The sequence below is a fragment of the Sorangiineae bacterium MSr12523 genome (assembly GCA_037157775.1).
Lineage (GTDB): Bacteria > Myxococcota_A > Polyangia > Polyangiales > Polyangiaceae > Pendulispora > Pendulispora brunnea.
Genome location: CP089982.1, coordinates 11,588,219 through 11,613,766 on the forward strand (window position 1 = coordinate 11,588,219; position 25,548 = coordinate 11,613,766).

Annotated in this window: 23 protein-coding genes; 15 read left to right on the forward strand and 8 right to left on the reverse strand. The window is 65.4% G+C overall.

Features of this window, described 5'->3' with window-relative positions; translation table 11 throughout:
• Positions 1–2 precede the first annotated feature (2 nt).
• Entirely contained in the window at positions 3–779 is a 777-nt protein-coding gene (locus LZC95_45895) for a TSUP family transporter (GenBank protein WXA93775.1), read from the reverse strand.
• A 144-nt stretch (positions 780–923) separates the two neighbouring features.
• On the opposite strand from LZC95_45895, the gene LZC95_45900 reads away from it, so the two are divergent.
• Entirely contained in the window at positions 924–1,250 is a 327-nt protein-coding gene (locus tag LZC95_45900) for an FHA domain-containing protein (GenBank protein WXA93776.1), read from the forward strand.
• Here LZC95_45900 and LZC95_45905 read toward each other — a convergent pair.
• Positions 1,179–4,046 carry a TIGR03960 family B12-binding radical SAM protein gene (locus LZC95_45905; GenBank protein ID WXA93777.1) on the reverse strand — a complete coding sequence of 956 codons (2,868 nt, stop codon included), beginning with the start codon at positions 4,044–4,046 and terminating at the stop codon, positions 1,179–1,181. The genes LZC95_45900 and LZC95_45905 overlap by 72 nt on opposite strands.
• A gap of 58 nt (positions 4,047–4,104) precedes the next feature.
• On the opposite strand from LZC95_45905, the gene LZC95_45910 reads away from it, so the two are divergent.
• Together LZC95_45910 and LZC95_45915 are read left to right on the forward strand one after the other, a co-directional pair.
• Entirely contained in the window at positions 4,105–4,329 is a 225-nt protein-coding gene (locus LZC95_45910; GenBank protein WXA93778.1) for a hypothetical protein, read from the forward strand.
• Between the two features lie 3 nt (positions 4,330–4,332).
• Positions 4,333–4,986, forward strand: coding sequence for a radical SAM protein (locus tag LZC95_45915; protein ID WXA93779.1), 654 nt, complete (start codon positions 4,333–4,335; stop codon positions 4,984–4,986).
• 205 nt (positions 4,987–5,191) lie between these two features.
• Here LZC95_45915 and fbp read toward each other — a convergent pair whose 3' ends face one another.
• Complete coding sequence (gene fbp, locus LZC95_45920; GenBank protein ID WXA93780.1) at positions 5,192–6,262, reverse strand: class 1 fructose-bisphosphatase; 1,071 nt, start codon at positions 6,260–6,262, stop codon at positions 5,192–5,194.
• A gap of 112 nt (positions 6,263–6,374) precedes the next feature.
• On the opposite strand from fbp, the gene LZC95_45925 reads away from it, so the two are divergent.
• The 9 genes from LZC95_45925 (at position 6,375) to LZC95_45965 (ending at position 16,007) form a co-directional block, all read left to right on the forward strand.
• On the forward strand, positions 6,375–7,298 hold the full coding sequence (locus LZC95_45925) for a class I fructose-bisphosphate aldolase (GenBank protein WXA93781.1): 924 nt from the start codon (positions 6,375–6,377) through the stop codon (positions 7,296–7,298).
• Positions 7,295–8,326, forward strand: a complete 1,032-nt coding sequence (locus tag LZC95_45930) for an aspartyl protease family protein (protein ID WXA93782.1) — start codon at positions 7,295–7,297, stop codon at positions 8,324–8,326. Before LZC95_45925 ends, LZC95_45930 begins: the two co-directional genes overlap by 4 nt.
• Positions 8,323–9,222, forward strand: coding sequence for a retroviral-like aspartic protease family protein (locus tag LZC95_45935; protein WXA93783.1), 900 nt, complete (start codon positions 8,323–8,325; stop codon positions 9,220–9,222). Before LZC95_45930 ends, LZC95_45935 begins: the two co-directional genes overlap by 4 nt.
• Positions 9,216–11,798, forward strand: coding sequence for a protein kinase (locus LZC95_45940; protein ID WXA93784.1), 2,583 nt, complete (start codon positions 9,216–9,218; stop codon positions 11,796–11,798). Before LZC95_45935 ends, LZC95_45940 begins: the two co-directional genes overlap by 7 nt.
• 62 nt (positions 11,799–11,860) lie before the next feature.
• Positions 11,861–12,301 carry a hypothetical protein gene (locus LZC95_45945; protein WXA93785.1) on the forward strand — a complete coding sequence of 147 codons (441 nt, stop codon included), beginning with the start codon at positions 11,861–11,863 and terminating at the stop codon, positions 12,299–12,301.
• Between the two features lie 4 nt (positions 12,302–12,305).
• On the forward strand, positions 12,306–13,286 hold the full coding sequence (locus LZC95_45950) for a DUF2169 domain-containing protein (protein WXA93786.1): 981 nt from the start codon (positions 12,306–12,308) through the stop codon (positions 13,284–13,286).
• Positions 13,283–14,380 carry a hypothetical protein gene (locus LZC95_45955; protein WXA93787.1) on the forward strand — a complete coding sequence of 366 codons (1,098 nt, stop codon included), beginning with the start codon at positions 13,283–13,285 and terminating at the stop codon, positions 14,378–14,380. Before LZC95_45950 ends, LZC95_45955 begins: the two co-directional genes overlap by 4 nt.
• A 4-nt stretch (positions 14,381–14,384) precedes the next feature.
• Positions 14,385–15,569 (forward strand): DUF2169 domain-containing protein, encoded by a 1,185-nt coding sequence (locus tag LZC95_45960; protein ID WXA93788.1) that lies wholly within the window; start codon positions 14,385–14,387, stop codon positions 15,567–15,569.
• 3 nt (positions 15,570–15,572) lie between these two features.
• Positions 15,573–16,007 carry a hypothetical protein gene (locus LZC95_45965; protein WXA93789.1) on the forward strand — a complete coding sequence of 145 codons (435 nt, stop codon included), beginning with the start codon at positions 15,573–15,575 and terminating at the stop codon, positions 16,005–16,007.
• Here LZC95_45965 and LZC95_45970 read toward each other — a convergent pair.
• Entirely contained in the window at positions 15,997–17,820 is a 1,824-nt protein-coding gene (locus LZC95_45970; GenBank protein ID WXA93790.1) for a radical SAM protein, read from the reverse strand. The two genes, LZC95_45965 and LZC95_45970, sit on opposite strands and share 11 nt — an antisense overlap.
• Positions 17,821–17,987: 167 nt before the next feature.
• On the opposite strand from LZC95_45970, the gene LZC95_45975 reads away from it, so the two are divergent.
• The 3 genes from LZC95_45975 (at position 17,988) to LZC95_45985 (ending at position 20,265) form a co-directional block, all read left to right on the forward strand.
• Positions 17,988–18,401 carry a secondary thiamine-phosphate synthase enzyme YjbQ gene (locus LZC95_45975; protein WXA93791.1) on the forward strand — a complete coding sequence of 138 codons (414 nt, stop codon included), beginning with the start codon at positions 17,988–17,990 and terminating at the stop codon, positions 18,399–18,401.
• Positions 18,398–19,753 carry a hypothetical protein gene (locus LZC95_45980; GenBank protein WXA93792.1) on the forward strand — a complete coding sequence of 452 codons (1,356 nt, stop codon included), beginning with the start codon at positions 18,398–18,400 and terminating at the stop codon, positions 19,751–19,753. Before LZC95_45975 ends, LZC95_45980 begins: the two co-directional genes overlap by 4 nt.
• Positions 19,754–19,830: 77 nt before the next feature.
• Complete coding sequence (locus tag LZC95_45985) at positions 19,831–20,265, forward strand: hypothetical protein (protein ID WXA93793.1); 435 nt, start codon at positions 19,831–19,833, stop codon at positions 20,263–20,265.
• A 9-nt stretch (positions 20,266–20,274) separates the two neighbouring features.
• Here the strand turns inward: LZC95_45985 and LZC95_45990 are convergent, their stop codons facing one another.
• From LZC95_45990 to LZC95_46005, 4 genes are read right to left on the reverse strand one after another with little or no spacing between them, the layout of a single operon-like run.
• Entirely contained in the window at positions 20,275–21,375 is a 1,101-nt protein-coding gene (locus tag LZC95_45990; protein WXA93794.1) for a DUF4340 domain-containing protein, read from the reverse strand.
• A 34-nt stretch (positions 21,376–21,409) separates the two neighbouring features.
• The gene (locus LZC95_45995) at positions 21,410–23,251 is read right to left on the reverse strand and encodes a GldG family protein (protein WXA93795.1); all 1,842 of its coding nucleotides are present in this window, start codon (positions 23,249–23,251) and stop codon (positions 21,410–21,412) included.
• 42 nt (positions 23,252–23,293) lie between these two features.
• Positions 23,294–24,250, reverse strand: a complete 957-nt coding sequence (locus tag LZC95_46000; protein WXA93796.1) for an ABC transporter permease subunit — start codon at positions 24,248–24,250, stop codon at positions 23,294–23,296.
• Positions 24,247–25,365, reverse strand: coding sequence for an ATP-binding cassette domain-containing protein (locus LZC95_46005; protein ID WXA93797.1), 1,119 nt, complete (start codon positions 25,363–25,365; stop codon positions 24,247–24,249). Before LZC95_46005 ends, LZC95_46000 begins: the two co-directional genes overlap by 4 nt.
• Positions 25,366–25,548 lie beyond the last annotated feature (183 nt).

Here is a 25,548-nt window from a genome sequence, read left to right on the forward strand (position 1 = left end):
AGCTAGTGCCGGACGAAGTCCGAGCCGAGCTTCACCACGATGGCAATCACCACGCAGAACACGACGGCGCCCACGAAGCGATCGCCGCGTCGCATGGCCAGCCGAGAGCCGACGAAGGCCCCCGCGGCGCTGGCCGCCGCCATGGGCAGGGCAATGTGCCAGATGACATTGCCGCGCACCGCGAAGAGGGTGAGCGCGGTCAGGTTCGACGCCAGGTTGATCGTCTTGGCGTTGCCCGAGGCCCGGGTGAGCGTGTCGCCGAAGAGCATCGTGAAGCCCACGATGAGCAGGGAGCCCGCACCAGGGCCGAAAAACCCGTCGTAGAAGCCGATGGCCAGGGCAAAGCCCGCGAGCACCGCCTTGGGGTTCTTCCACGCGCGGACCTGCGGGCGCATGCGCCGCGGCATGGCCACGATGATGGCGGCCACCACCAGGAGCGTCATGACCAGCGGCCGCAGAGGCTCGGGGCGCACCGCCATCACCAGGAGCGCGCCCGCGATCGCGCCGAGCATCGAACCTAGAAACGCGACCGGCACGCGATCGCGATCGATGCCGTCGCGCCGCCAAAAGGAGACGAACGACGCCACCACCCCGAACGACGACTGGCCCTTGTTGGTGGCCAGTGCCAGATGCGGCGGCAGCCCCGTGGCCAGCAGCGCCGGTAAGGTGATGAGCCCGCCCCCTCCGGCGATGGAGTCGACGACCCCGGCAAAGAAGGCGGCAAGAACGAGAAAAACGATGCTCGCTTCAGGCGAGCCGATACTTGGGAGAACGGACATCGATGTTTCGCAGGCGCAAAACCACGGAAGAGGAAGGAGTTTTCATTCCCACCGTAACTTTGGACTATGGAAGAGGAAGTTTCGGTCGAGCTGATTCATAGGGCCGCATCGGAAAGTGAGCTGGACTAAAATGGAATCTTCTACATGACGGCGTCCTCTTCTACGCACGTCGCGGTCACGCTCAGCGTCTACCGGCGCGAGCGGTTGGTGAAAACCGTGACGCTTCGCGACCCGGTCTTGCGCATTGGTACCGATCCCCGCAGTCAGTTGAGCATCGACGACACCACGGCGTCGCGCACGCACGCCGTCTTGGAGGTGCGCGAGGACGGGCCTACTTTGATTGATCTCGGCACCAACAGCGGTACGTGGGTGAACGGAGCCCGCGTGAATCGCTGCCGCTTACGCGTGGGCGATGAGATCCGCATTGGCACGACGCACATCCACGTCGAGCGCATCGAAGCCGCCAACTGAGGTCACGGCATCGACCGGCGAGACGAGTACGCCGTCACGGAAGATGCCCAGGCCTGCGCGCACGGCGACGTAGTCGAGCGGGTCGTCCGGCGAGAGGGCCTGGACGACTTCGGCGATTTTGGCGGTGCCATTGGGACGAATGTCCAAGTCGACGAGGACCGGGACGAGATCGCCGACGAAGCCGGCATCGACGGCGGCGCGGGCCGCAATGGGATCGTCGACCGAGAGCGTGCGCAGGAAGGAGCGAACGTCGACCCACTTGCCGATTTTCTCGATGCGGCGAAGAACGCGGCACTCGGTGGAGGCGAGCAGCGCGGCGGCGCGCTCGTGGAGCCACGCTTCTCCGCCACGTGATGCGAGCACCGCGCGCGGGATGCAGACGGCGTAGCGCGCGGCCTCGATGGTGCGCGAGACGGCGGCATCCTTGGGGCCAAGATGCGCGGCCGCGAAGAAGCGAACGCCCTCGGGCGAGCCGGCCGTGAGGGCCTCGAGGTGCTCGCGCGGATCGATGTCGCAGGTGAGCTTGATGTCGACGATCTCCGCGAGGCTCGAAACACCGAGCGAAAGCGCGGGGGCGAACATCATGTCCGGCTTGGGGTGGTAGCCCGAGGAGTAAAATAGCGAGAGATCGCAGCGACGGAAGGCGCGCGGCAGGGCGCGGATCAAGTCGAGGTGCGAGAGGAAGCTGCTCCTGCCGATTTTCGTGTAGGCGAACCGGTAGCGGCGGGCATCGCCTTGCACGATGCGCGGCGGCGGGCCTTTGCCTTTCGCGGGCTTCTTCGGCTCGGCGGCGACGACCGGCTCGGGCGGCGGAGGCGCGACGACGATCGGCAGCACCCGTTTTTCCTTCGCCCCCAACTTCGTCAGGTAGTCGAGGCGCTGATCGCGCATGGCGTCGAGATCGCAGGCAACGCCGCAGTCGTAACAGACGAGGCGGCGATGGTCCTGGTTGGCATCGGCGAGGTTCGTGTGGTGCACGAACATGCCCGCGGCCTTGCCGCACGGCGGGGAAAGGCGGCTCTTGAGCGCCTTGCGGTACTCGCGCGCGAGAAAGCCCTCTTCCAGGCCGACGTCGATGTGGTCCCAAGGCAGGCGCGCCGTGACGGGGATGGTGCCCAGGTACTGCGCGGGATCGATGCCCTCGGCGGCGAGGGCCTCGCGCCATGCGTCGATGTCGAGCTGGTCGTCCCACGAATCGAAGCGTGCGCCGGCGCGGTAGGCGCGCTCGAGCACCGCGGCGAGCTTGCGATCGCCGCGCGCGAAAATCGCTTCGACCCAGGAGCCGTCGGAGCCGTGCACCTTGAGCTCCACCTTGGCCCGCTTGGCCTCCTCCGCGAGCCAGCGCTGCTTCTGCTTCACGCTGTCCGGCGCATCGATGGCGCACCATTGAAACGGCGTGTGCGGCTTCGGTACGTGCGTGGACACGCTCACCGTCACCGACGGCGCCCCCGCGTTCATCTCCTTCTTGATACGCCGCCCCACCTCACGCGCACGCCCGCCAACCCGCGGGATCTCGCGCACATCGCTCTCCTCTTCGGTGGGCAGCCCGATCATGAAGTAAAGCTTCATGCTGGTCCAACCGCGGGAAAAGATGCGCTCCGCGGTGGCCATCAGCTGCTCTTCGGTGACGTTCTTGTTCACCACGTCGCGCATACGCTGGCTGCCCGCCTCCGGCGCGAAGGTGACGCCCGTGGCGCGCACGCGCTGAATGTCATCGAGCACCGACTCCTCGAGCCCGTACGCGCGAAGCGACGAGACACCAAGGCTCACGCGCTCGGGCACCAGCTTGTCGGTCACCTTTTTGATCAGCGGCGCAATGCACGAGTAGTCCGCGGTCGACAGCGAGGTGAGGCTCACCTCGTCATAGCCCGACTTTTTTACGGCGGCGAGCGCGGTGGCCACGATCTGCTCGGGATCGCGCTCGCGCACGGGGCGGTAGATCATGCCCGCCTGGCAAAAGCGGCACCCTTCCGTGCAGCCGCGGGCGATCTCGATCGACATGCGGTCGAAGATCGCTTCCGGCCCGCCGATGGGCCCATCGTCCGGAAAGGGAAATCGGTTCAAGTCGTCGACGAGCGAGCGACGCACCGGGAACGGCAGCTCGGGATCCTTCGGCGGAATCACGGCCGCGAAACCGCCGATGGGATCCACCTCGGTCTCGTACAGGCTGGGCACGTACACGCCTTCGAGCTTCGCCAGCGCGCGCAGCCGCTCCTTGCGCGGCACGCCTTGTTCGCGCAAGTCGACCCACATGAGGGCGACCTCCGTCGTGCGCTCCTCGCCGTCGCCAATGACGACGGCGTCGAGGAACGGAGCCATCGGCTCGGGGTGCGTGGCCGTGGGGCCGCCCGCCAAAATGAGGGGATCGCGGTCGCTGCGATCGCTGGAACGCAGAGGGATGCGCCCCAGATCGAGCATGGTGAGCACGTTGGTGTAGGTCAGCTCGAACTGCAGCGAGAAGCCGACCACGTCGAAGTCACAGAGGGCGTGCGCACTCTCCAGCGACACCAGCGGCAGCGCGCGCTCGCGCAGCTCCTTCTGCATGTCGATCCAGGGCGTATAGCAGCGCTCGGCGAGGGTGCGCGGATCCTCGTTCAAGATCTTGTAGAGGATCTTGAAGCCGAGGTGGCTCATGCCAATGTCGTACAGATCCGGGAACGCGAGGCAGACGCGCGCGCGAACGGCGCTCCAGTCTTTCTTCTGCGCACCGAATTCGCCTCCGAGGTAGCGCGCCGGCTTTTCGACGCCGTGAACGAAGGAGGCATAGGGGTGATCCAGCGGGGCTACGGCCTTCATGCGGTGAATCCAGCAGCGTTAGCACATACCCGGTCCCCATGCGGGGTATGATGGGGACGTGGTCCGCCGCGCGGTTCCGTTCGCTCTGATTCGCGTTTTTCTGCTGTCCGTCGTGGCGGTGGTGGGCTCCGCCTATGCCTTGGTGAGGTATTACACCCGCCCGCACCCGCCCATGGTCGTGCCGAGCCCCTCGGCCACGGTCCCGACTCAAGCGGACCCATCCGATGGTGGGGAGATCCCCGCCCCGGAGCTCATCCCCTATGAAGAGCCGCAGAAGCAGTAGCCCATGAAGGAAGACACGCTGGTCATTCACGAGATTTACGCGAGCATCCAAGGCGAGAGCACGTTCGCCGGGCTGCCCTGCACCTTCGTGCGCACCACGGGCTGCAACCTTCGCTGCACCTGGTGCGACACCACGCAAGCGTTCTACGGCGGCACCCGCATGGCCCGCGCCGACGTGCTCGCCCGCGCCCTCGCCACCGGCACCGATCTGGTCGAGCTCACCGGCGGCGAGCCTCTGCTGCAGCCGGGCGTCTTTCCACTGATGCGCGAGCTCTGCGATCAGGGCCGCACGGTTCTCGTCGAGACCAGCGGCGAGGCCGACGTCGCACGGGTAGACCCGCGCGTGCACAAGATCATGGACCTCAAAGCCCCCGGCTCCGGCGAATCGCACCGAAACCGCTGGTCCAATCTGGAGTTCATCACGGAGCGCGACGAGATCAAGTTCGTCCTGGCGAGCCGCACCGACTACGAGTGGATGCGCGACATCGTGCGCTCCCGCGATCTTTCATCGCGCACGCCAAAGCTGTTGGCCAGCACCGTCTTCGGCAAACTAAGCCCGCGCGACCTCGTCACGTGGGTCCTCGAAGACGCCCTCCGCGTCCGAGTGCAACTGCAAATGCACAAGTACATCTGGGCCCCGGAGACCCAAGGCGTGTGAGAGCGCGGGGCGAAAGAAGAATTGAACAGGGAGGGGGGGAGGCGGGGAGGGAAACAACGCGAATCCCACCGGGTGCCTAGGCTTTTTTTGGGTTTTCCGTTGGCCCAGTGGGCACACTGAAAAACAAAAAAACAGCCTCGGTGCGCGGTGGGATTCGCGCCGTATCCCTCCCCGCCTCCCCCCCTCCCTGTGAATCTTCTAGCCTCTAAACGCGGCGTTCGGAGGCGAAGGATTCGTAGTCGTGGACGTCGGCTTTGGAGCCGATGATGAGGGGGGTGCGTTCGTGGAGCTCGTGGGGGTGGATGTCCAAGATGGGCTTCTCGCCATTCGTGGCGCCGCCGCCGGCTTGCTCGAACAAGAATGAGATGGGATTCGCTTCGTACAAGAGACGGAGCTTGCCCTTGGGGCTTTTGGTATCGGCTGGGTAGGCGAAAATGCCGCCTTTGAGCAAGGTGCGGTGCGCGTCGGCGACCAAGGAGCCCACGTAACGGTGGCCGTAAGGGCGGCCGTCTTCCTTGTCGTCCTCGCGGATCCAGTCGTGCCAGCGGCGCACGCCCTTCGACCAACGCACGTAGTTGCCGTCGTTGGTGGAGAAGCAGTTGCCGCGCTCCGGACAGCGGATGTTCGGGTGCGAGAGGAAAAACTCGCCCACGTTCGGATCCAGCGTGAACGCGTCCACGCCGTGGCCGGTGCTCAGAACGAAAATCGTCGAAGGGCCATAAAGCGCATAGCCCGCCGCGACGATGCGGCGACCTGGTTGGAGCGCGTCCTCGACCGCGGGAACGATCTCGCCGTGGCGGCGACGCAGGATCGCGAAGATGGTCCCGATGGAGACGTTCGTGTCGATGTTGCTCGAGCCATCCAACGGGTCGAACAGCACGACGTACTTGCCCGAGTTGGTCGCGAAGCGGGCCTCGTCGAGCTCCTCGCTTGCCAGCAAACCGCAGTGGCCGCTGCGTTCCAGCACGTTCACCAACACGTCGTTGGCGAAGGCATCGAGCTTTTGCACCTGCTCGCCCTGCACGTTCGTGTCGCCGGTGTAGCCGAGAAGGCCAGCGAGCCCGGCAGCACGCACGCGCGTGGTGATGATGCGGATCCCCAGCGAAATGTGGTTCAGCAGCGACGTGAACTGGCCCGTGGCCCCCGGTGCGGCGTGCATGCCGGCGAGAACGTGCTCGCGCAATGTCGTTCCGACGACGGAGGAGGCACGAAGCGGCAGACTGGTCGGTGCTTCGCTAGGAAAGGAGGAGCGGTCTGTGTTGGTAGGGTCGGGCATGCGGACTCTTCTGCGTTAGGCCGAGTGCAGGTCTCGCCTTCGCCGGCGGGGTCGGATACCCTCCACCGCGAAAAATAAGACCCTCACACGGATCATACCAAGGAGCAGTGCGATGGCACTTACCGATCGCGTCAAACAGATTCTCTCGTGGTACGGCTCGGAGAGCCCCGGCGTCAAAACGAATCTCGTTCGTCTCATGAATACCGGCGCCCTCGCCGGTACGGGAAAGTTCGTTATTCTGCCGGTTGATCAGGGATTCGAGCACGGGCCTGCACGTTCGTTCGCGCCGAACCCGGAAGGCTATGATCCCGACTACCACTTCCAGCTCGCGATCGATTCGGGCTGCAATGCGTACGCGGCGCCCCTCGGCTTCCTCGAAGCAGGAGCGGACAAGTTCGCAGGGCAGATCCCGCTCATCCTGAAGCTGAATAACTCCGACACGCTGGCCAAGGTCGATCAGCCTTGCAGCGCCCTCACCGGCTCGGTGAAGGACGCCGTGCGTCTCGGCTGCACGGCCATCGGCTACACGATTTACCCGGGCTCGGGTCAGCGCAACACGATGTACCAAGACCTGCGCGATCTGATCGCCGAGGCCAAGTCGTACGGCCTGCCGACGGTGCTCTGGGCTTATCCGCGTGGCGCCGGGTTGTCGAAGGAAGGTGAGCTCGCGGTCGACGTGGGCGCATACGCGGCGCAGATCAGCGCGCAGCTCGGCGCGCACATCATCAAGATCAAGCCGCCGAAGGACTTCATCGAGCAGGCCGAGGCGAAGAAGGTCTTCGAGAAGTACAACATCCCGACCAAGACGCTGACCGATCGCGTTCGTCATTGCGTGCAGAGTGCATTCAATGGCAAGCGCATCGTCATCTTCTCGGGCGGCGAGGCCAAGGGCACCGCCGACGTTCTCGCCGAGGTGAAGGAGATCGCCGCCGGTGGTGGCTTCGGCTCCATCATGGGCCGCAACGCCTTCCAGCGTCCGCGCCCGGAGGCGCTCAAGCTCCTCTCCGACGTGATCGCGATCTTCAAGAACGCGTGAGGTATCTCGGGGGTCTCCTTGTCGTTCTCGTGGGATGCGGCGGTGCTTCGGCACCCGCCGCTCCGACGAACGAGCCGGCGGCGAATGCGCCGGCATCGCAAGCGCGCAACGCCGGTCAGGTTGGCGATGCGGGCGACGAGAACGGCAAGCGAGACCCCGCGCAGTCTCATCCGCGGATCAAGATTCGTTACGAGATTGGGGGGCGAGCATTTCCGCTGCCGCTCGTGCGCGGAGCCATCGGCGGCGAGCCGACGTGGATGCTCATCGACACGGGGGCCAACAGCCACGTGATCGCGGGCTGGCTCGCACGCAAGGCGAAGCTCGACACGAAGAATTTCGGCGACCAGGGAACGGACCACGCGGGGCACGCCATCGTGACGTCGCGCGTGGATCGATCGCAGATCACCGTCGACGGTTGGGGAGCGCTCCCGGATGCGCCCACGTTGGTGACGGAGATCCCCGAGGCGGTCGCCCGCATTGGCATTGGTGCATTTCTCTCGCCGCAGCAGCTCGCGTTGCAGGCGGGCGGCGGAACGGCTGTGGTGCTCGACCTGGCCCGCGCGGAAATGTACGCGACGGACTCTGCGCAAGCGCCGGCAGAGCTGGAGGGCAAAGGCGCCGATCTCTTCACGGCGGCCACGCGCACCTGCGAAGATCGGGCGAGCCCCATCCGCGGGCTGGCGTTCGTGGTCCCTGCGAAGATCGAAGGGGCCGACGTTTCGCTGTTGCTCGACACGGGCGCGCACCGTTCGGACCTTCTCGCGGGCACGCCGGCGGCGCGCCGGCTCATGCCGCGCAGCGTTCCAAATCGGGAGCAAGTCTACGCCGCCAGCGGCAAGCTCTCGACGCGCACCGTCCGCGGGGCCAAAGTGCACGTTGGCGCGCACACCTCGGTTGCGGACGTGGACATCATTCCCGGCGAGTCCGATCCGAGCTGCCCGCGCGACGGGGTGCTTGCCATGGATATCTTGAAATCGTGCATCGTGATTTTTGACCGCGGCACCGTGCTGGGTCGCTGCTCGCCATGAAGATGCGCCTCCTCGGAGTGGCCACCGTGCTCGTGGCCACGGGTGTTTCCGCGGCGCCGACGCTGCAGCGCAAGGCAGCCGTTCGCTACGACGTGGCGGGGCTCGCGCCCCTGCCCTTCGTGCGCGGTTCGGTGGGGCGTGAGTCCACGTGGATGCTGCTCGACACGGGCGCGTCCACGCACGTGGCCACAGCGGCGGTCACGCGACGCGGCGGCGTGAAGACGGTGGCCGGCGGCGACAACATCGAGGACCACGCCAGCGCAACGTTGGCCTCCACGCGCGCGGAGGCCGCGCAGGTGTCGCTCGACGGCTGGGGCAAGCTGCCGCAAGGCCAGCTTCTGGTCATCGAGCAGAACGAGGCGAGCCTCGCCAGCAAGGCCAACGTGGGCGTGTTCCTCTCGCCGCAGCGCCTCGAGGAAGGCCGCAGCGTCGTTCTGGATCTGCGCATCGGGGAGCTGCGCACGGCGGCCGACGAGATGGAGATCATGCGCACCCTCGCGACGAGGGCGCGCGACCCACTGCTCCGCGGGGTGCGCGTTTGCAGCGGCGTGTTCGTGGCCCAGGCGCGCGTCGAGGGGCAAACGGCGGATTTGCTCATCGACACCGGCGCGACGCGCTCCACGATTTACGAGACGACGGAGGCCGGGCGACTTCTCGGACCGCGCACGACGAAGAGCAACCTGATGAGCGAAACGCCGTCGGGCAAACTGCAGTCGCGGACGTACCACGGGGCGCAGATCGAAGTCGGCGACTTTCAGGTGAAGACGGACGTCGAGGTCTTTTCGGGCGGGCCGCCCGCGGACTGCAAGACGGACGGCGTTTTGGGATTTCCCGCGCTTCGAAGCTGCGTTCTCGTGTTCGGCCCGCGCCGAGGTCAACTTCGCGCGCGATGCTGATCGCGGATCGCTTCGTCCTCGAAGAAGAAGCCGGTCGCGGTGGGATGGGCGTCGTTCACCGCGCGTTCGATCGCACGACGGGGCGTCGGGTCGCTCTCAAGGTGCTGCGCAACACCGAGTCGTCCGCACTGCGCCGCTTCGCTCGGGAGGCCGAGGTCCTGGGCAAGCTCGAGCACCCGGACATCGTCCGCTGCATTGCGCACGGTGAGGACGAAAACGGTGAACCGTACCTGGCCCTCGAGTGGATCGACGGCGAAAGTCTGCTGATCCGCCTCACCCGCGCCGCGGCGGAGGAGGAACGGCTGCCCGTCGCGGACGTGCTCGAGCTCGGGCAACGCCTCGCGGGGGCGCTCGATGCGGCGCATGCCGTGGGCATCGTTCACCGCGATGTGAAGCCGAGCAACATTTTGCTCGCGGGCGGGAGCCTGCGCGCGCCGAAGCTCGCCGACTTCGGCATCGTGCGCGCGAAATCCGGCTCGGACACCCCCGTGGAGCAGGCGACGACGACGGGCACCGTGCTCGGGACCGTGGGCTACATGGCGCCGGAGCAAGCGCGCGGCGAAGCGGATCTCGACGGGCGCGCCGATCTGTTCTCGCTCGGTTGCGTGCTCTTTCGTTGCCTCACGAACCGCGATGCCTTTGCCGGGACCGATCCCGTGGCGGTGATCTCGCGTCTGCTGATGCACAAGCCGCCGAGCGTGAGCGAATTTCGCCCGGACGTGCCGCACGAGCTCGACACACTGGTCGCGCGCCTGCTCGCCAAGGAGCGTGAGCGGCGCCCTGCCAGCGCCGCGGAGGTGAAACGCGCCCTCGCGCGCATCGATGCAGCCCTACTCGGCGAAACGCAGGATTCGCGTACCGCTCCGCCGCCGACGAAGTCACGGCGCCCGCTTTGGCTCGCAGCGATTGCGATGGCGGTGGGGATCCTGGGCGCCGCAATCGCGCTGCGTACGCGGCGGCCATCACCGACGCCGCCCGTCGTAGGACCGGTGCCCGTGCTCCTTACGGATCACAAGGCAGCACCGTCGTGCGTGCCGCAGGCCGCCGAGGCGTATGCGCGCGCCCTGCGATCGATGCATGAAGGCCGCTGGGACGAAGCAGGCCGATTGTTCGACCAAGCTTGGCAGGCCGACAGCGCGTGCCCCCAAGTTGCATTTCGCCGCTTTCTCTCCGCGTACACGCAAGCGCCCCTCTACGTGCAGCGCGAACGGCTGCGCGACGCCATGCGCCTTCGCGACGCCTTGGTGGTGCGCGACCGCCTTCTCTTGGATGCCCTGGGCATGGCGGTCACCCAAGGCCACACCGATGAAAACGTCACGCACCTCCTGGACGAGCTCGTGCGCCAGTACCCGAACGACGCCGAAGTCCTGGTGCTCTCGGCCGTACACGGGAGGATGGAGGCCCCTCGTGACTCGGCAGACCTCGAGGCCGCGGTCGAAGGCTTGCGGAAAGCCACGCAAATCGATCCGAAGTATTCCGATGCGTGGCAGATGAAGGGGGCTGCCCTCGCGAAACTCGGACGCGAGGACGAGAGTGATGAGGCCTTCGCCCAGTGCCTCCGAGCGTCGCCCGCATCCGTCGACTGCATGGCTGCGCGGATCGACGGGCTCCAGCGACACGCCAAATGCGCAGATGCCGCCGAACTCGCGCGCCAGAAGGCGTCGTGGGAACCGGGCGAATCGAGGCCCTACGAGCACCTGGCCGAAGCGCTCGTCGGAGCCCATGCGGCACGGGAGGCCATCGACGAAGTCCTGATCCTTCGTTGGAACCGGCTGCCACCGTCGTCGCGCGATGAAGTTCGCCTTCTCGAGACCGAACAATTGGAGGCGTGGGATGGGCACTTCGACGTGGCTCTTCGCACGGCGGAGCAGCTCGCTCCTTACCTCGCGAACAGCGCCGATCCGGAGAAGCGCTGGGCCAACGCGTTGCTGACCGTAGACGCGCTCCTCGAAACCGGCAACGTGGCTCGGGCAACGCAGGAGGCCATGATGGTGCTCCGGCGCAAGGACGGGTGGGGTCCAAGCCCGCTGCACGCGTTCAAGATGGCAGCGGCGGAGCCCTGGTTGTTGGCCGCCGCGCTGCGCGGGGGAAAACTCACGGTGTCCGAGTGGCGCAGTGCCACGAAGGCCTGGGAACGAGCCAACGAAGAGGCCATCGGTCCCTTCGATCGATGGGTGCTCGCGTGGGGCGCTGCGGTGGGGCCATCGCTCGCGCCGGCCGAAGCCATGGCCGCCGCTCCCACCGAGCGCTCCGGCAAAATCCTGCGCGATTTTCGCTCGGCGTGGCAAGAAGGCATCGTCGATGGCTACGCAGGCCGAATCATGATGGAGGCCGGCGACGTGACCCGGGCCATGCCGCTTTTGGAGGCCGCGGCACGAGGTTGCCAGGGCATGAGGTACCCGTTCTTCGGCGTGCGCATTCATCTCTGGCTCGGCATGGCCAAAGAGAAGCAAGGCGACACCGCGGGCGCATGCAGCGCGTATCGTACCGTTCTCGATCGATGGGGCAAGGCCACGCCACGCTCCGTCACCGCCATCGAAGCGGAAAAACGCCGTCGCGCGCTCGCGTGCCCGTGAGTTCATCGTACTGATCGCGCCAAATGCGGGCGCGCAAGTGACCTTGTCGTGGCCGATCGCGCATGGCAACGTCGATGTGGATTTATCTCGGAAAGGCGGCAGCTTCCGTGGGCGAAGGACGCGAGTTGACGGAACGAATATCGGTCGATGACTTCTCGTTGACCATCGAGCGCAAGGAAGAAGGTTCGATCATCCGACTGAGCGACGCCACGGGACGCGAGCCACTGCGCATTGCCCTCGGGCCCGATGGGCCGGTACTTTTCCTGGGTAGCGGCTTATCGATTGCCGTCGCCGGGGACCTTTCGTTCGCAGCGAACCGCATTGCCATGCATGCGAAAGAGGGTGTCGCGATCAGCACCGAGGGCGATGCCACGATTCACTGCGAGGGCGATTTGGTGACCGACGCGCGCGAACAGCGGATCCACGCGCGCTTGGGCGAAGTGCGCGTGGAAGCCAACGACGATGTTCGCTTGTTGGGTGAACGCATCAAGTTGAACTGCTAACGCGATGCAACTCGACAATCAGACGCCCGTCTCCGCCATGCTCTGGCGCACCGCCTTCAACGAAGACGACATGGCCGCGGCCGTGGTCGCGCGCATCACCTACCGCATCGTCGACGGTCGCTTGGTGATGGACAGCGAGCAGCCCTGGATCATCGCGCAGGGAGGGCCCTGGGAAAGCCCTGCGGGCGTGACGCTCCCTCCCGACGACTGCTTTCGCCGAGGTGGCATCGACCTTCTCGTCCTGGGCTCGGCGCGCGCACCGTACGATCGGCCTGCACAGAAGGTGGAAGTGCGCGTATGGCTGGGTGACTTCGTCGGCGGGGTCGACGTCTTTGGGGAACGCGCGTGGGTAAGGAGCCTTGGCGGGACTTTGGTCCCGACCAATCCGGTACCATTCGTCCAAATGCCACTCACCGTCGCACTCGCGTACGGCGGCAAGCAGATCTGGGATCAATTGGAGATGGGATTCCCCATGAATCCCGCCGGCAAAGGCTGGTATTTCGAAGAGCGAAACGCACTTCATCAACCCTTGCCGAACATCGAGGATCCGCGCCAGCTGATTCGGCGCTTCGAAGATCAGCCGGATCCGGTGGGCGTGGGATTCGCACCGATGGGATTTGGCCCCACCCTTCGCCGGGCCGTGGAATTCGACGCGCACGGGATGCTGCAGAAGCTTCATGGCACGTTCTTCAACCAGGCTTTTCCCGAGTTGATCGCCCCTTTGGGCGCCAGCGAAGGAACGGCGTGCGGGGTGACCGGGGTTCATCCGCAGGGGCCAATTCGATTCTATCTTCCTGCGTGCCCGCTCGTGACCGATATTCAAATAGGCCCAACCCGTGTGGAACGCTCGTTGGCCGTGGATCAAATCGGCATCGAGCCCGACCTCGGCCGCGTGTTCATCACCTACCGCTATCCGTTTCGTTATTCCGTCACGCGCATGCAGCGCCGCACCTGCGTTCTGCGCTGGGCGAGGAGCCTATCTTGAAGAGCAACGTCCTACGCCGCTGGCATTTCATGATCGGGTGCGATTGGCATATTGCATATCCGCCGCCGGCAGCGACGCCCGTCGGCAGGATGCCTTACTTCGTGGTCAATATCATGACCAACGTTCTGCACATCGAATTCACCGTGCTCTACGCGAAGACGGTGGAGGCCGACTCGCTGCAGAGCAACATGTGCCGGACGACCGATATCGGCATGCTGACACCTCACATCGGGCCACCCAGCGTCCTTTTGCCCATCGAGCTGTTTCTCTCGGCGTCCAAATCGCACTTCGGCCCCATGTCGGTCCAATGCACCGACCAGCATGGCGGCGACCAGTGCCTCGCCTCCGCGTTGTTCTGTGTGGTCAATCCCAATTTGAATTGCGGCACGCCGATCCCAACGCCCTTGGGCTTCGTCATCGCCTTCAACACCACCCAGTGCGAGCTGAGTTTGGCCGATATTCTGACCGGCCTTTTCAGCATGGCCATGGACTTCGTGCTCCAATGGCTGATGGGCAAACTGCCTTTGGGAAAGGCGTTCGATTGGCTCGGCAAGAAGGTCGCGCCGCGCCTTGGAATCAAGCTGTTGAACCGAGCAGCCGCGCGGGCTGCGGGGCGGGAAGCGTGGAAGGCAGCCGGAAAGCAAGGGCCGCTGAAACCCTTCGCCGATGCGGCCATGAAGAATGCAAAGGACCGGCTCTCGCGCTTTTTGCTCCGCTTCGAAAACATCGGGAGCAACATCGCGGGATTTTTCATTGGCTCGCCGCTTGGCACGGACTTCGGTGCCCCCGGCATCGGCGGAACGACCCCCTTCGGCTTGGCGCAAAAAGGTTTGGGGGCCTTGGGCATTTCGGATCAAGGCGTCTACGACAAGGTCAACAACCCGCAACCCGCGTCGCCGTCGCCCGCCCCCGCGTCACCGTCACCGGCGACGACCACCCCCGCGTCGCCGCCGCCGGCCACGAGCACCCCACCGGCGACGACGAACATGCCCCCGCCGGGTCCCGCCCCCACCCCGCCACCGACCACCGGACCACAAGGTGCCGTGAACAATTACTTGACCGATCCCTCCGTGGAACACATTGGCGGCCCGTAACCTCATGAGCGATTCCGATCCGAAGGTCTCGGCCTATCCATTGTCCGCCCCCGATCGCAACGGCGCGCACGCGCTCGGCGTGGTCGCGAAGCGCAGTTATGGTGTGCTCTCGTCCGGACAATGTACGCCGGCGCCCGAGGAGGCACTCCTCAACTTCGCCCCCATCGATGATCCTGACCACCCCGATCTGATCGAGGAGGATTCCGATCTGTGGCCGGACAAGCTGTTGACCGACGTCGTCGTGCGGGGGCATGCGTGGAATCACCCGCGCACGCTCAGCTTTCACGCCGAAGTTTACCTCAATCGGCACTTGATGAAGCGCGTGTTGGTCTCGGGCGAGCGCCGCTGCTTCGTCAATGCGGGGGGACAACTTGCCTTCACGCCGCCGAGCCTCGTCGACCGCGTGAAACTCAGCTACGCGTTGGCCTACGGTGGGGAAGATCGGGCCGCCGAGGAGCGCGTTGGATTTCCCGAGCAGCCGTTCATCGAACTCCTGGCGGAAGATCAACGGGCCGCGGCCACGGTGGCGGCGAGCCCGTACCGGTATGCGCGCAACCACGCCGGGCGCGGATTCATCATCGATGCCACGGCGGAAGCGCTCGAAGCGCTGGCGCTCCCGCAGCTCGAGGATCCCGCCGATCGGCTCACGCCCGAACGCCTCATCGTGCACGATCCTTGGCATTGGCCGCTGCAGCCTTTGCCTGCATCCTTGGATTTTTTGGGCCATGGGATGTTTCCGCGGATCGGGTGGTTCGGGCACACGCCGGATTGGGATCCTCAAGAGATCGGGCACTTGAGCGCCCACTTTCCCGAATTTCGGCTCGGACATGCCACGACGAACATCTTCGATCTGAGCGACGAGGATTTTACGAAGCGCTTCGATCGACTCGCCTTTCAAGGCGCGTCGCTGGGCTTGCGGGTGGGGCCTCTGCAGGGCGGCGAATGGCTGACGCTCGTGAACCTGCATCCGAGCGTGCCCAATTGGACCTTGCAGCTTCCCGTAGAGCGCCCGCGCCTGGCCGTGGACGATCGGCAGGGGGGCCTCACCCCGTTGAAGGCGCGCCTTCAGACCGTGTTGGTCGAGCCGGATCGTTGGCGGGTCACCATGGTCTGGGCCGGCTTCGCACGCGCTCTTCGGCCCTACCTTCCTCAAGAGCTGGCGCGAATGCCCTTCCAGGCGCAATGGTGAACCGTGATCCTCCTGCGAGAACCTACGCGCACCGTCTACGACTTACCCGTGGGCTCCGCGGTGTTGTTCGCGGCCTCGATGGCGGCGACCATTCACCTGTTACCGCTGACGTTCAAGCACGTTGCGTTCGTCGTGGCGGATCTCGCGTTCCTATTCACGATGATCGTGCAATTCCGGGTGACGTCGCGCGTGGGCGACGAGCTCGTGACGCTGTCGTGCGTCGGTCGCAAGCGCTGGCCGGCCCGCAGGCATCGCCTTCGAGGTCGAACCTCGAGCACCAGCAGGGGGACGAAGTACCACGATCTGGAGCTCGTCCCTGGCCAGCAAACCGAGGCGCACGAGGCCCTCGCCACCATCGCCACGGTGTACGCCACAGCGCGCGGCCGGGCGAAGCTCGAAGCCGCCGCCCAGCTGCTCGATATGCCCGTTAGCTGGTGACCAGCGGCAGGCGCACCCGCTTGCGGGCCTGTGACTCTTCCTCCATGCGCAGCGCGGACTCGGGCAGCACCACGGTGCCCAGCGACTCCGGCAGCGGCAAGTGCTGGTTCTTCGCGTAGATGGGGTGCCTCCCCTTTTCGCGGTACCACTCGGCGACGGTGGCGTTGGCCTTCATCTTCTCGATGATGTTTCGCCAGCCCACGCCGGTGTTGTAGGCGCAAAAGCTGATTTCGCCCATTTGCGTGCCGTACGGGATGATGCACATCTCGGTGCGGCGGAAGTCGTAGTTGAACAAATCTTGGAACCACATGCCGGCGACGAAAAGGGCGCGCCATTCGAATTCGTGCGCATCGCTTTCGAATTCGCCGACGCGCTTTCCGCGGTTGCCGGTTTGGCTCATGAATTGTTTGAGCAGATGGAAAAAGGTGAAGCCTTTGGGCGCCTTTTCCGGGTGGAAGTTCTTGAACAGTGCCATGGCCATTTCGGCCATCGTGATCGCGCGGCCCTGGGCGGCGTCGGTGACGTCCTGGATGTCCGAGAGCAGGCCCTCGAGGTCGAGGAACTGCGTGAGCGGGACCATTTGCTTCGTCTTCTTGTGCACGAACAAGATGGTGCCGATGCCGCAGTTCGGGTGGCAGCCGCACTTCATCGAGCCGAACTCGGCGCCCTCGCCCAAAAGAAGATCCGTGAGATCGCTGAACGGGCCCAAGGCCGACAGGGGGAACCAGTCGCGCAGGGGCTCGGTGGCGCCGGTCTGCGCCTTCACATCACGCGCGAGGTGGCTCAAGGTGTAGCGCTGCGCGATGCGGGTTTCGTCGCTGACGTCTTCGTCGCGGCCGGTGAAGCTCACGGGCTGGAAGCTGATGACCGTGACCTTGTCGGCGTTGGCGATGGCAAAATCGACGATGGGGCCCACTTGGTCGTTGTTCACGCCGTTCACCACGGTGACGACGAGCACGACGTCGATGCCCACCGCGTGCAGGTTCTCGATGGCGCGCAGCTTCACGTCGAACAAATTGCCGACCTTGCGGTGCGAATTGGCCTCGTTGGTGACGCCGTCGAACTGCAGGTACGCGATGCGCAGCCCCGCCTCTTTGGCCTGCCGGGCGAACTCCGGATCTTGCGCGAACTTGACGCCGTTGGTGGCCGCCTGCACGCAGAAGTAGCCGACCTCGCGTGCGTAGCGAATGGCCTGGAGGAAATGCGGGCTCAACGTGGGCTCGCCGCCGGAGAATTGCACGCTCATCTGGCGGCGCGGCTGGATGGTCAGCGAGTCGTCGAGGATCTTCTTCGTCTCGTCCCAGGAGAGCTCGTGCACGTAGCCGACCTGGTTCGCGTCCATGAAGCAGGGGTCGCACATCATGTTGCAGCGGTTCGTCAGGTCCACGGTGAGGACGGCGCCGCGGCCATACTTGACGCTGGAGCTCCCGTGCTCGCGCAACTTGCTCAGCGGGGCGAGGTAGTCGCGCCCGGGATAGAGCTTCTCGATGCGGCGGAGGAACGCGGCGTCGATGGCCATGACGTCCTCGAAGCGGCCGTGCTCGGGGCACTCTTTGACCATGAGGACTTGGCCGTCGCGCTCGATGATGCGGGCCTTGATCTCGCCCGGCTTGCCGTCGATGAGCGTGCGCAGATCGCGCTCGCCGGAGAGGATCTCCGTGCGCACGGCCTTGACGCATTTCGGGCAGAGGGAGTCGGTCTCGCGCGGGAAACCGAGCTGGGGAAACGTGCGCTCACGCCGCTTGAGCAGCGGGGCGGGGGCCCACTTGGGGTGCTTGCCCGGGCGCTCGATGGCACGATTGAGCTTCTGCACGAGGGGCCAGGCCGAACGCGCAGCGCGCGAGAGACCGCTCTCGGCGACGCGTACCGTCGACTCGAAAAAACCGGTAGAAAAAGGAGAAGCGACCGAAAACGACCGTGCGTATTTCATGCCGATGGGGCGTGAGGGTAGTACACCTTTCGTGAAGCGGGGAGATCACGATGAAGTCGTTCACCGAGTACATGACCATGCACACACGCAACCGGCGTGAGCTCGTGCATCTAACGCCGACGTTGAAGACGCTCCTCGAGCGGTCCGATATCACCGAGGGCTTCATGCTGGTCAGCGCCATGCACATCACGGCGGGTGTGTTCGTGAACGACAACGAGCCGGGCTTGCACCGGGACATCTGGAAATGGCTGCAGGATCTCGCGCCCGCCGGCCCGGATTACGAGCACCACCGCACGGGCGAGGACAATGGCGACGCGCATCTGAAGTCGTTGCTCATCCACCACGAGGTGACCTTGCCCATCACCAAGGGCAAATTGGACCTGGGGCCATGGCAGGAGGTCTTTTACGCGGAGTTCGACGGCCAGCGGGACAAGCGGGTCATCGTGAAGGTGCTGGGCTTTTGAGGCCTTCCCGAGGAGCGGCGCTTCTTCCCACGGCTCTTTTGGCCGCGCTCTGGATGGGGGGCCTGGGGGGCTGCGCGTCCAAGGCGACGCCGCCGCCCCGCAGTGCGGGTGAGGCAGGCGCCGAGAATGCCGCCCGCTTCGCGCGGGACGAGGATGCGCTGCTCGGCGATTTGGCGGCCGTGGATGCACGCCTCGCACGGCGCGCAGGGGTGGTCGCCAAAGAGGCGGACGTGCGCAAGAACGTGATGGGCGCCATCCTGGCCGAGGATTCCACGCTCGAGGTGGGCGACGAAGGCGCGCTCGACCTTTTTTCCTTCGAGGCCCGCGCGCGGGGTCTCGAGGCGGCCTCCCAGCGTGCCCGCGGTTGGACGTATCCGCTGGCCAAGGACAGCGAGCTCGAACGACGGCTCTTGGTGCGGCTCATCGACGAGGAAAAAGCCCGCGTGGCCGAGGAAAAGGCGCTCCCGCGCTCGGCGAGCGAGTTGGTTCGCGGGATGGTGGCGTGCTGGGTCCCGCCCGCGAATCAGGAGGCCGGCAAGGCCCGCGACAAGTGGCTCGCACGCCGGCTGACGGACGTGCAGGCGAGCCTCAAAGATGGCGCGCTGACGAAGTTCGAGGCGAACGAGCTCGACGACTCGCTGGATGCGCTGGAGCGGCTCACCACGGGCTACGGGGAGAGCTCCGTGGCCATGGCGCGGCTTCGCGTGGCGCTCGATCAGGTGAGGCCGGCGAGCGATCCCACGAACGACGGCGAATCGGTGCGGCGCGGCGTGCGGACGCACCTGGGGCTCGCCACCGACGCGGCCATGTTCACGCGCATGGAGCGCGCGGAGAAGGAGCTGCGCAAAGCGCTTTCAGCGAGCAACGCGGGGCGTTCCGAGGCCGAGATGCGCACCATCGAAGCCGATGCGCTCGCGCGCGTGCTCGTGGAAGGCCGTTGCCAAGGCAATGGTTCGCGCCTTCGCTCGCGCACGCCGCCGCCGGAGCGCGCGTACGTGTGTGGCTCGCTCCGGCGCATGGCCGACGCGACCTCGCCGCAAGCGCGCGCTGCGGCGCTCATGGCGCTGCACACGGAGCTCGTGGTGGCGTTGTGGACGTCGCCGATTCACTTCGGGCAGGACGCCCCGTACCGCGCGGCGAACAAGCTGCGACCGCTCATGCCCATCCCGCCCGAGCGCGAAGTGCGACTCCTTCGCGTGGCCGCCGTGCGGCCGGTGGCGGCGCTGGCCGTGGGGTGGGCAGCGGTACTTCTCACCGAGGCGGGCCCTGACGCCGCCGGCACTCGCGCGAGCCGCTGGCTTGCCTTCGGTGACGCGCCGCTCGATATCGTCGAAGGCGCCCGCCTTTGGTAAATGGGCGAGACCGCTACACGCCGGCCGCGAAATGACGCATAGTTAAGTGGACCCACGTGCCAGCAGCGCCACCCGTCGTGAGTTTTCTCTACGAGTACGTCGGAACGACGTGTGTCATCGTCCACGGCGAATCCGTGCCCGGCGACGATGAGTGGGACGTGTTCCTCGGCGTCTTCGGCAAGCACGCCGCCGCGGGCACGATGCAGAAGGTGCTCGTCTTCAAGGAAGGCAGTGGCCCCAACCCGCGGCAGCGCGCGCGCTTTCTGGAAGTCGCCAAGGAGTACTTCCGCCGCTCGGTCCCCACGGCGGTTCTCTGTCCCCCCGGGCAGCCCGAGGGCGTCTCCACCGCCGTCGGCTGGTTCCACCAGCGCCATGCGACGTACGGCTTGAACGAGCTCACCAAGGCGCTCGACTTCCTCGAGCTCCACGGCAAAGAGCGCGACGAGGTGGCGGATCGACTCGCCTCTCTGCGCGAGAGGCTCTCGAAGATCCGCCGTCCGCCGCCGCGCTAGGCGATCGCGTTACTGCGCGCCGTGCCCGGGCGGCATCATACCGGGCGGCATCCCTGGCATACCGGGCGGCATGGCAGGGGCCTTCGGAGCACCTCCGTCCGCGGCTTGCTGGAACTTCGTCACGTCCGCCGTGACCCAGTCCGATACGGCGCTGGGAAGAACGTAGACGGTCTCGCTGCCGTCCTTCGTGGCATAGCGCTCGCTGCCCGACGAGGTCTTGCCGACCTTGAGCACGAACTTGCCGGCGTTGTCCTTGAGCCCGATGGTGACCGTAGCTTGCGGCTTGTCGAGGCCCGTCACGTCCACGCCCTTACCGTCGCCGAAGTCGTCGGCGTTGAGCGCTTTGAAGATGCGCAGCGCGTCCTTCACTTTTTCTTCGTCGAAGCGCGCAATGGCCTGGCCGTTCCACGTGCCCGCCCACTTCGCGCCCTTGGTGAAGGAAAACGTGCCGCCCGCCTTCTTCGGCGCGCCCGCATCACCGGCCGGCGCGGCCGCCGCGATCTCGTTCGACTTCTCGATGACCAGCGAGGTCACGTTCGCGTCGTCGAACTTGAAGATCTCCGTGTCGCGCCAGGCCTTGACCTCGCGGCCGTACAGGTAGCCGGAGTAGCCGCTGACCGAATAGATACCCGGGTTTCCAGCGGCAATGGCCATCTGGCCGCGGCCGCCCGACTTGCCGAAGTAGTCGTCCGCCTTCTTCTCGCCACCCTTGTACGCGACGACGTGCACCGCGTGCTCGGTGTCGAGCTGGTACGACTTCTTGATGTCCTCCGACGGATTGGCGTCGATGAGGTCCCCCGTCTTGAGCTCCTTCAAGTTGTCGATCAGCGATTTGACGTTGCCCTGATTCGCCGGGAACGACACGGGCTTGGTCAGCTCCCACTTGTCGCCCTTCTTCTCCAGCACGACCTCGCCCTTGTCGGCGTTGGTGATGGAAATCTTGTCGAGGTCCTCGCCCTCCTTGAGATCCACCTTGAGGACGGGTTTCTCGGCCGCCGTCTCCTTGGAGGCGACGCCCATCGACTCGTCCTTCTTCGACTGCGCATACACCGCGTAAACCAACACGACGAGAATGGCCCCGCCGATTGCAATCTTCTGCGTTCCGCTCATGGTCTAACGACTCCTGAACTCGATCGAACTGGCTTCAAGCAAGAGAAACGTTCTCGCGCGATGCGATGCGCGAGCGCCAACGCAAGACGCCGTACAGAGAGAAGAGCAACGGGAGCCCGAGGATGAGCAGCCACTGCACCTTGTTCTGCGTCGACTTGCGGGAGGCCTTCATCTCGTCCTCGCGCTTTTTGAGCTGCTCGTCGGTCTCGTTCTCGAAGTCGATGTTCGGCTTCGAGACCTCGCCGTAGGCGAGCGGCGCCTCGTTCAGGATCTTCGCCGACACGGCAAGCAGGTCGCTGTCGCCACCGAGCCAGTCGAGCGTGTTCTTGAACGAGAGGATCGTGTTCGTCAGGGCTTGCTGCGCGTACGGCTGCGCGAGCTGCTGCAGCTGCTCGTCGCCACCCATCTGCGGCATCATCATGCCCATCTGGCCCATGTCCGGCGCATTGCCGGCGCGAGCGAACGGATTCGCGAGGAACTGCGAGGCCGAGAGCACGAACACGCGTGCCGCCGACTTGCTCTTCTCCGGCGTATCGATGCCCTGCTTGTCGCCCGAGGGGAACGCCGTCTTCAAGGTCCCGTCGACCGTGGCCGCAATGACGTACTGCGCCGGTGCGCTCTTCTTGCGGAGCGTGCTCCAGTTCTGGAACGGCTTCAGGTCGACCGTCTCGCCACCCACCGCCGTGCTGTTCGGCGTGGAGCGCGCCACCGACTTCACCGTGGCCTCGGGCTGGATGTCCGTGTGGAGGAGCAGCGGCGAGGAGAACGGGAAGACCAGGTCGTTCATGCGGAAGAACGCGGGGAACGACGAGTCGAGGAGCTGCTCCTCACCGGAGAAGCGCGAGTCGTCCTGCACCGAGAGGAACGCGGGGAAGCGCGGACGCGCGATGCCGCCCTGCGTGAGCATCTGGACGCCGAAAGAGCGACCGAAGTCGAGCACGGCTTCCTTCTTCAGCTCGATGCCGTAACCCGCGAGGAGCTTGTCCAAGCCGTGCGCGTTGAGCGTCGCGTTCATCGACGCATCGCTCGCCTTGACGTTCACCGCCGAGGCGAAGACCGCGAGCGACTTGCCCTTCATCACGAACTCGTCGATGCGGCGCAGCTCCTTCTCGGAGATGTCCTTGCCCGGCTGCGTGATGATGAGGCCTTCGAGCGCCTCGTCGATCGCGCTGTCGCCGTTCTTCAGGTCCACGTCCTGGAACGTGTAGAACGGGAAGTTCTTCGTGATGATGTCCTGCATCGTGGCCTTGCCAAGCTGCGCGGGCACCAGGTTGGCCTCGGAGAGCTTCATCTCGTCGTGGCCCGTGAGCACACCGATCTTGCGCTTCACGTCGTCCGCCTTGTCGCGGATCTCACGGATCTTGTTGGTCAGCCAGAACTCGAGGCCGCTGGTGTTGCCCGGATCGAGGGAGCGAATCGAGTCCTTCTCCGAGCCGTACTTCAGCACGAGGCCCATGAAGCCCATGGTGACCGCGGCCTTCTCGGACTCCGTGGCGCTCGCCTCGCCGAAGGGCTGCTCGACGAGACCGGCGTCCTTGGCCGTCTTTTTGGTCTCTTCGTCCTTGGCTTCGATGATGTTGTAGTTGAACTTCCCGCCGCTCGCGTCCTTGTACTCCTGGAGGAGATCGCGGAGGTCGCGCACGAAGGCGTCGAGCTTGGGCAGGCCCTTGGTGACGTAAGCGTCCACCTGCATGGACTGCTTCATCTCGCGGACCATGGTGCCGCTGCCTTTGGAGAGCTTGAAGCGCTCGGACTTGGTGGTGTCGAAGCGTTTGTAGACGCCGAGCGCCGAAAGCGCATTCAGCGCAACGAGGATGCCGGCAATGACCAGGAGCAGAACGCCGCTTTCAGCGGCCGCGCGTGCTTTGCGTTCCATGATTCGAAAATCGTTTCTTTTGGATCCGGTTGAACGTTCGGCTCAGGACCACTTGCGGCTTTCCAGAGAACGGAAAGCAGCCAAGAGGCAGATGACCCCGATGGACACGAAGTAGATGATGGCCCGCGTGTCGATCAGGCCTCGCGAGAACGGCGTGAAACGCGTCTGGAAGCTGATGAACGCGATCGCATCGCCCAAGGCACCGGGAAGCGTCTCCACCAGCATGCCGATGATGAGGAGAAGCAGCAGGGTGAACGCCGAGAGGAAGAAGGCGATGATCTGGCTCTCCGTCAGGCTCGAGAAGAGCATGCCCACCGCGACGCCCGCGCCCGAGAAGAGCAGGAGGCCGAGGTAGCCCGTCCACACCGGACCCCAATCGAGGACGCCGAGGCGCCACGGCCACACGAACATGGCGATGGGGTAGATGAGCGTGGCCAGGAGCAGCACGGCGCACATGAAGAACGCGGCGAAGTACTTGCCGAGAATGACCTCGCTGTCGCGCACCGGCAGGGTGATGAGCAGCTCGAGGGTGCCCGAGCGCTTCTCGTCCGCGATGGATCGCATCGTGACCAGCGGGATGACCAGCGCCGCGAGCATCCAGGGCAGGAACTCGAACATACGGGTCATCGACGCGCGGTCGACCTGCCAGAAGCCGCCCTGCTGGATGAGGAAGAAGTAGATGCCGAGCGCCAAGGTGCTGCCACCAATGACGACGTAGGCGATCAGCGAGTCGAAGTATGCGCGTGTCTCGCGCCGGGCGATGGTCAGCGTGTTCTTCACGATGCTCAGACCGGGGCCCTCGGCCGCGACGGCGGAAGGCGCATCGGCATGAAGCGAGGCGCTGCGCTGGTTTGCCTTGGGCGCAGCCTCCTCTTCCTCTTCGTCGTCGTGGGCCTCGTCTTCCTCGGCCTCGGCGGGTTTGGCCTCGCCGTCCTCGTCGACGGTGCTGAGGGGCTTCACGTCCTTTTCCTCGTCTCGCTCTTTTTCCAAAGTGCTCATCGCTTGCCCGCCTTCTTCTTCGGCGCCTCTTCTTCCTCTTCGTCCTCGCCCTCGTCTTCGTCCTCTTCCTCCTCCTCGTATTCCTCTTCCTCGTCTTCGTCCTTGGCGGAGAGGTTGCGGTTGCGGCGGGCATCGCCCACCGTGAGGTTGCGGAAGACGTCTTCCAGGGTTTGCGTGTCGCGGTGCAGTTCGAGGATGACCCAGCCCTTGTCCACGATGAGGCGGAACAGGTCGGGGCGCAGATCGAGATCTTGCTCGCTGGCCAGCTCGAAGGAGTGCGCGCGCTCGTCGGTGGGCAGCTCGGTCACCGCGGTGACGCCGCGGATCTTCGACAGCGCGGCCTCGACCTCGCTCTTCTTCGGCAAGGTGCCGGTGCCGCGGTAGGGCTCTTTGCCCGCCGATTCCTGCACCGACACGACGTAACGAACCTTGCCGCTCTTGGCGCGGATCTCATCGAGGGGCCCGTCGGCCACGATGCGGCCGCGCGAGATGATGATGGCGCGGGCACACGCCGCCTCGACCTCGGACAGGTTGTGGGTCGAGAGAAGAACGGTGCGCTCTTCGCCGATGCGCTTCAAATAATCGAGGAACTCGGCCTTCTCGTTGGGGTCGAGATCGCTCGTGGGCTCGTCCAGGATGAGGATCGGCGGGTCGTGGATGAGGGCCTGCGCGAGGCCGACGCGCTGGCGATAGCCGTGCGACAGGTAGCGAATCTCCTTGCCGAGCACCTTGGCGAGGCCGCACACCTCGACGACCTTGCGCGCGCGGTCCTTGAAGCCGGACTTGTCGAGCTGGCGCAGGTCGGAGGCGAAGTGCAGGTACTCGAGAACGCTCATCTCGAGGTAGAGCGGGGCGCGCTGCGGGAGGTAACCCAGGCTGCGGCGAACCTCGAGCGGGTTTTCGAAGACGTCGAACCCGCGGATCCTCGCGCTCCCCTCGGTGGGCGAGATGAAGCAGGTGAGGATGCGCATGGTCGTGGACTTGCCGGCGCCGTTGGGGCCGAGAAATCCGACGACCTCCCCTTTCCGAACTTCGAAGTTGATCTTATCGACCGCACGGAACGCCCCGTAGCGTTTGCTCAGGTCGTTCGCGTAAATCATCACATCGGTTGCCATCTTTGTTCGCTCGTTCGCTTTTTGGCCGGTCGTAGTCACCAGGAGGCGGAGATCATGGGAGTCTCTCGAAATCCCGCGAAGGTCGCGATTTCACGAGAAAAACCCATATGGCGCCCCCGCGCGGCGCATCCTACTGACCAGGGACGACCTGTCAACTGCTCGGCATCCTGTCATCGGAAGCGC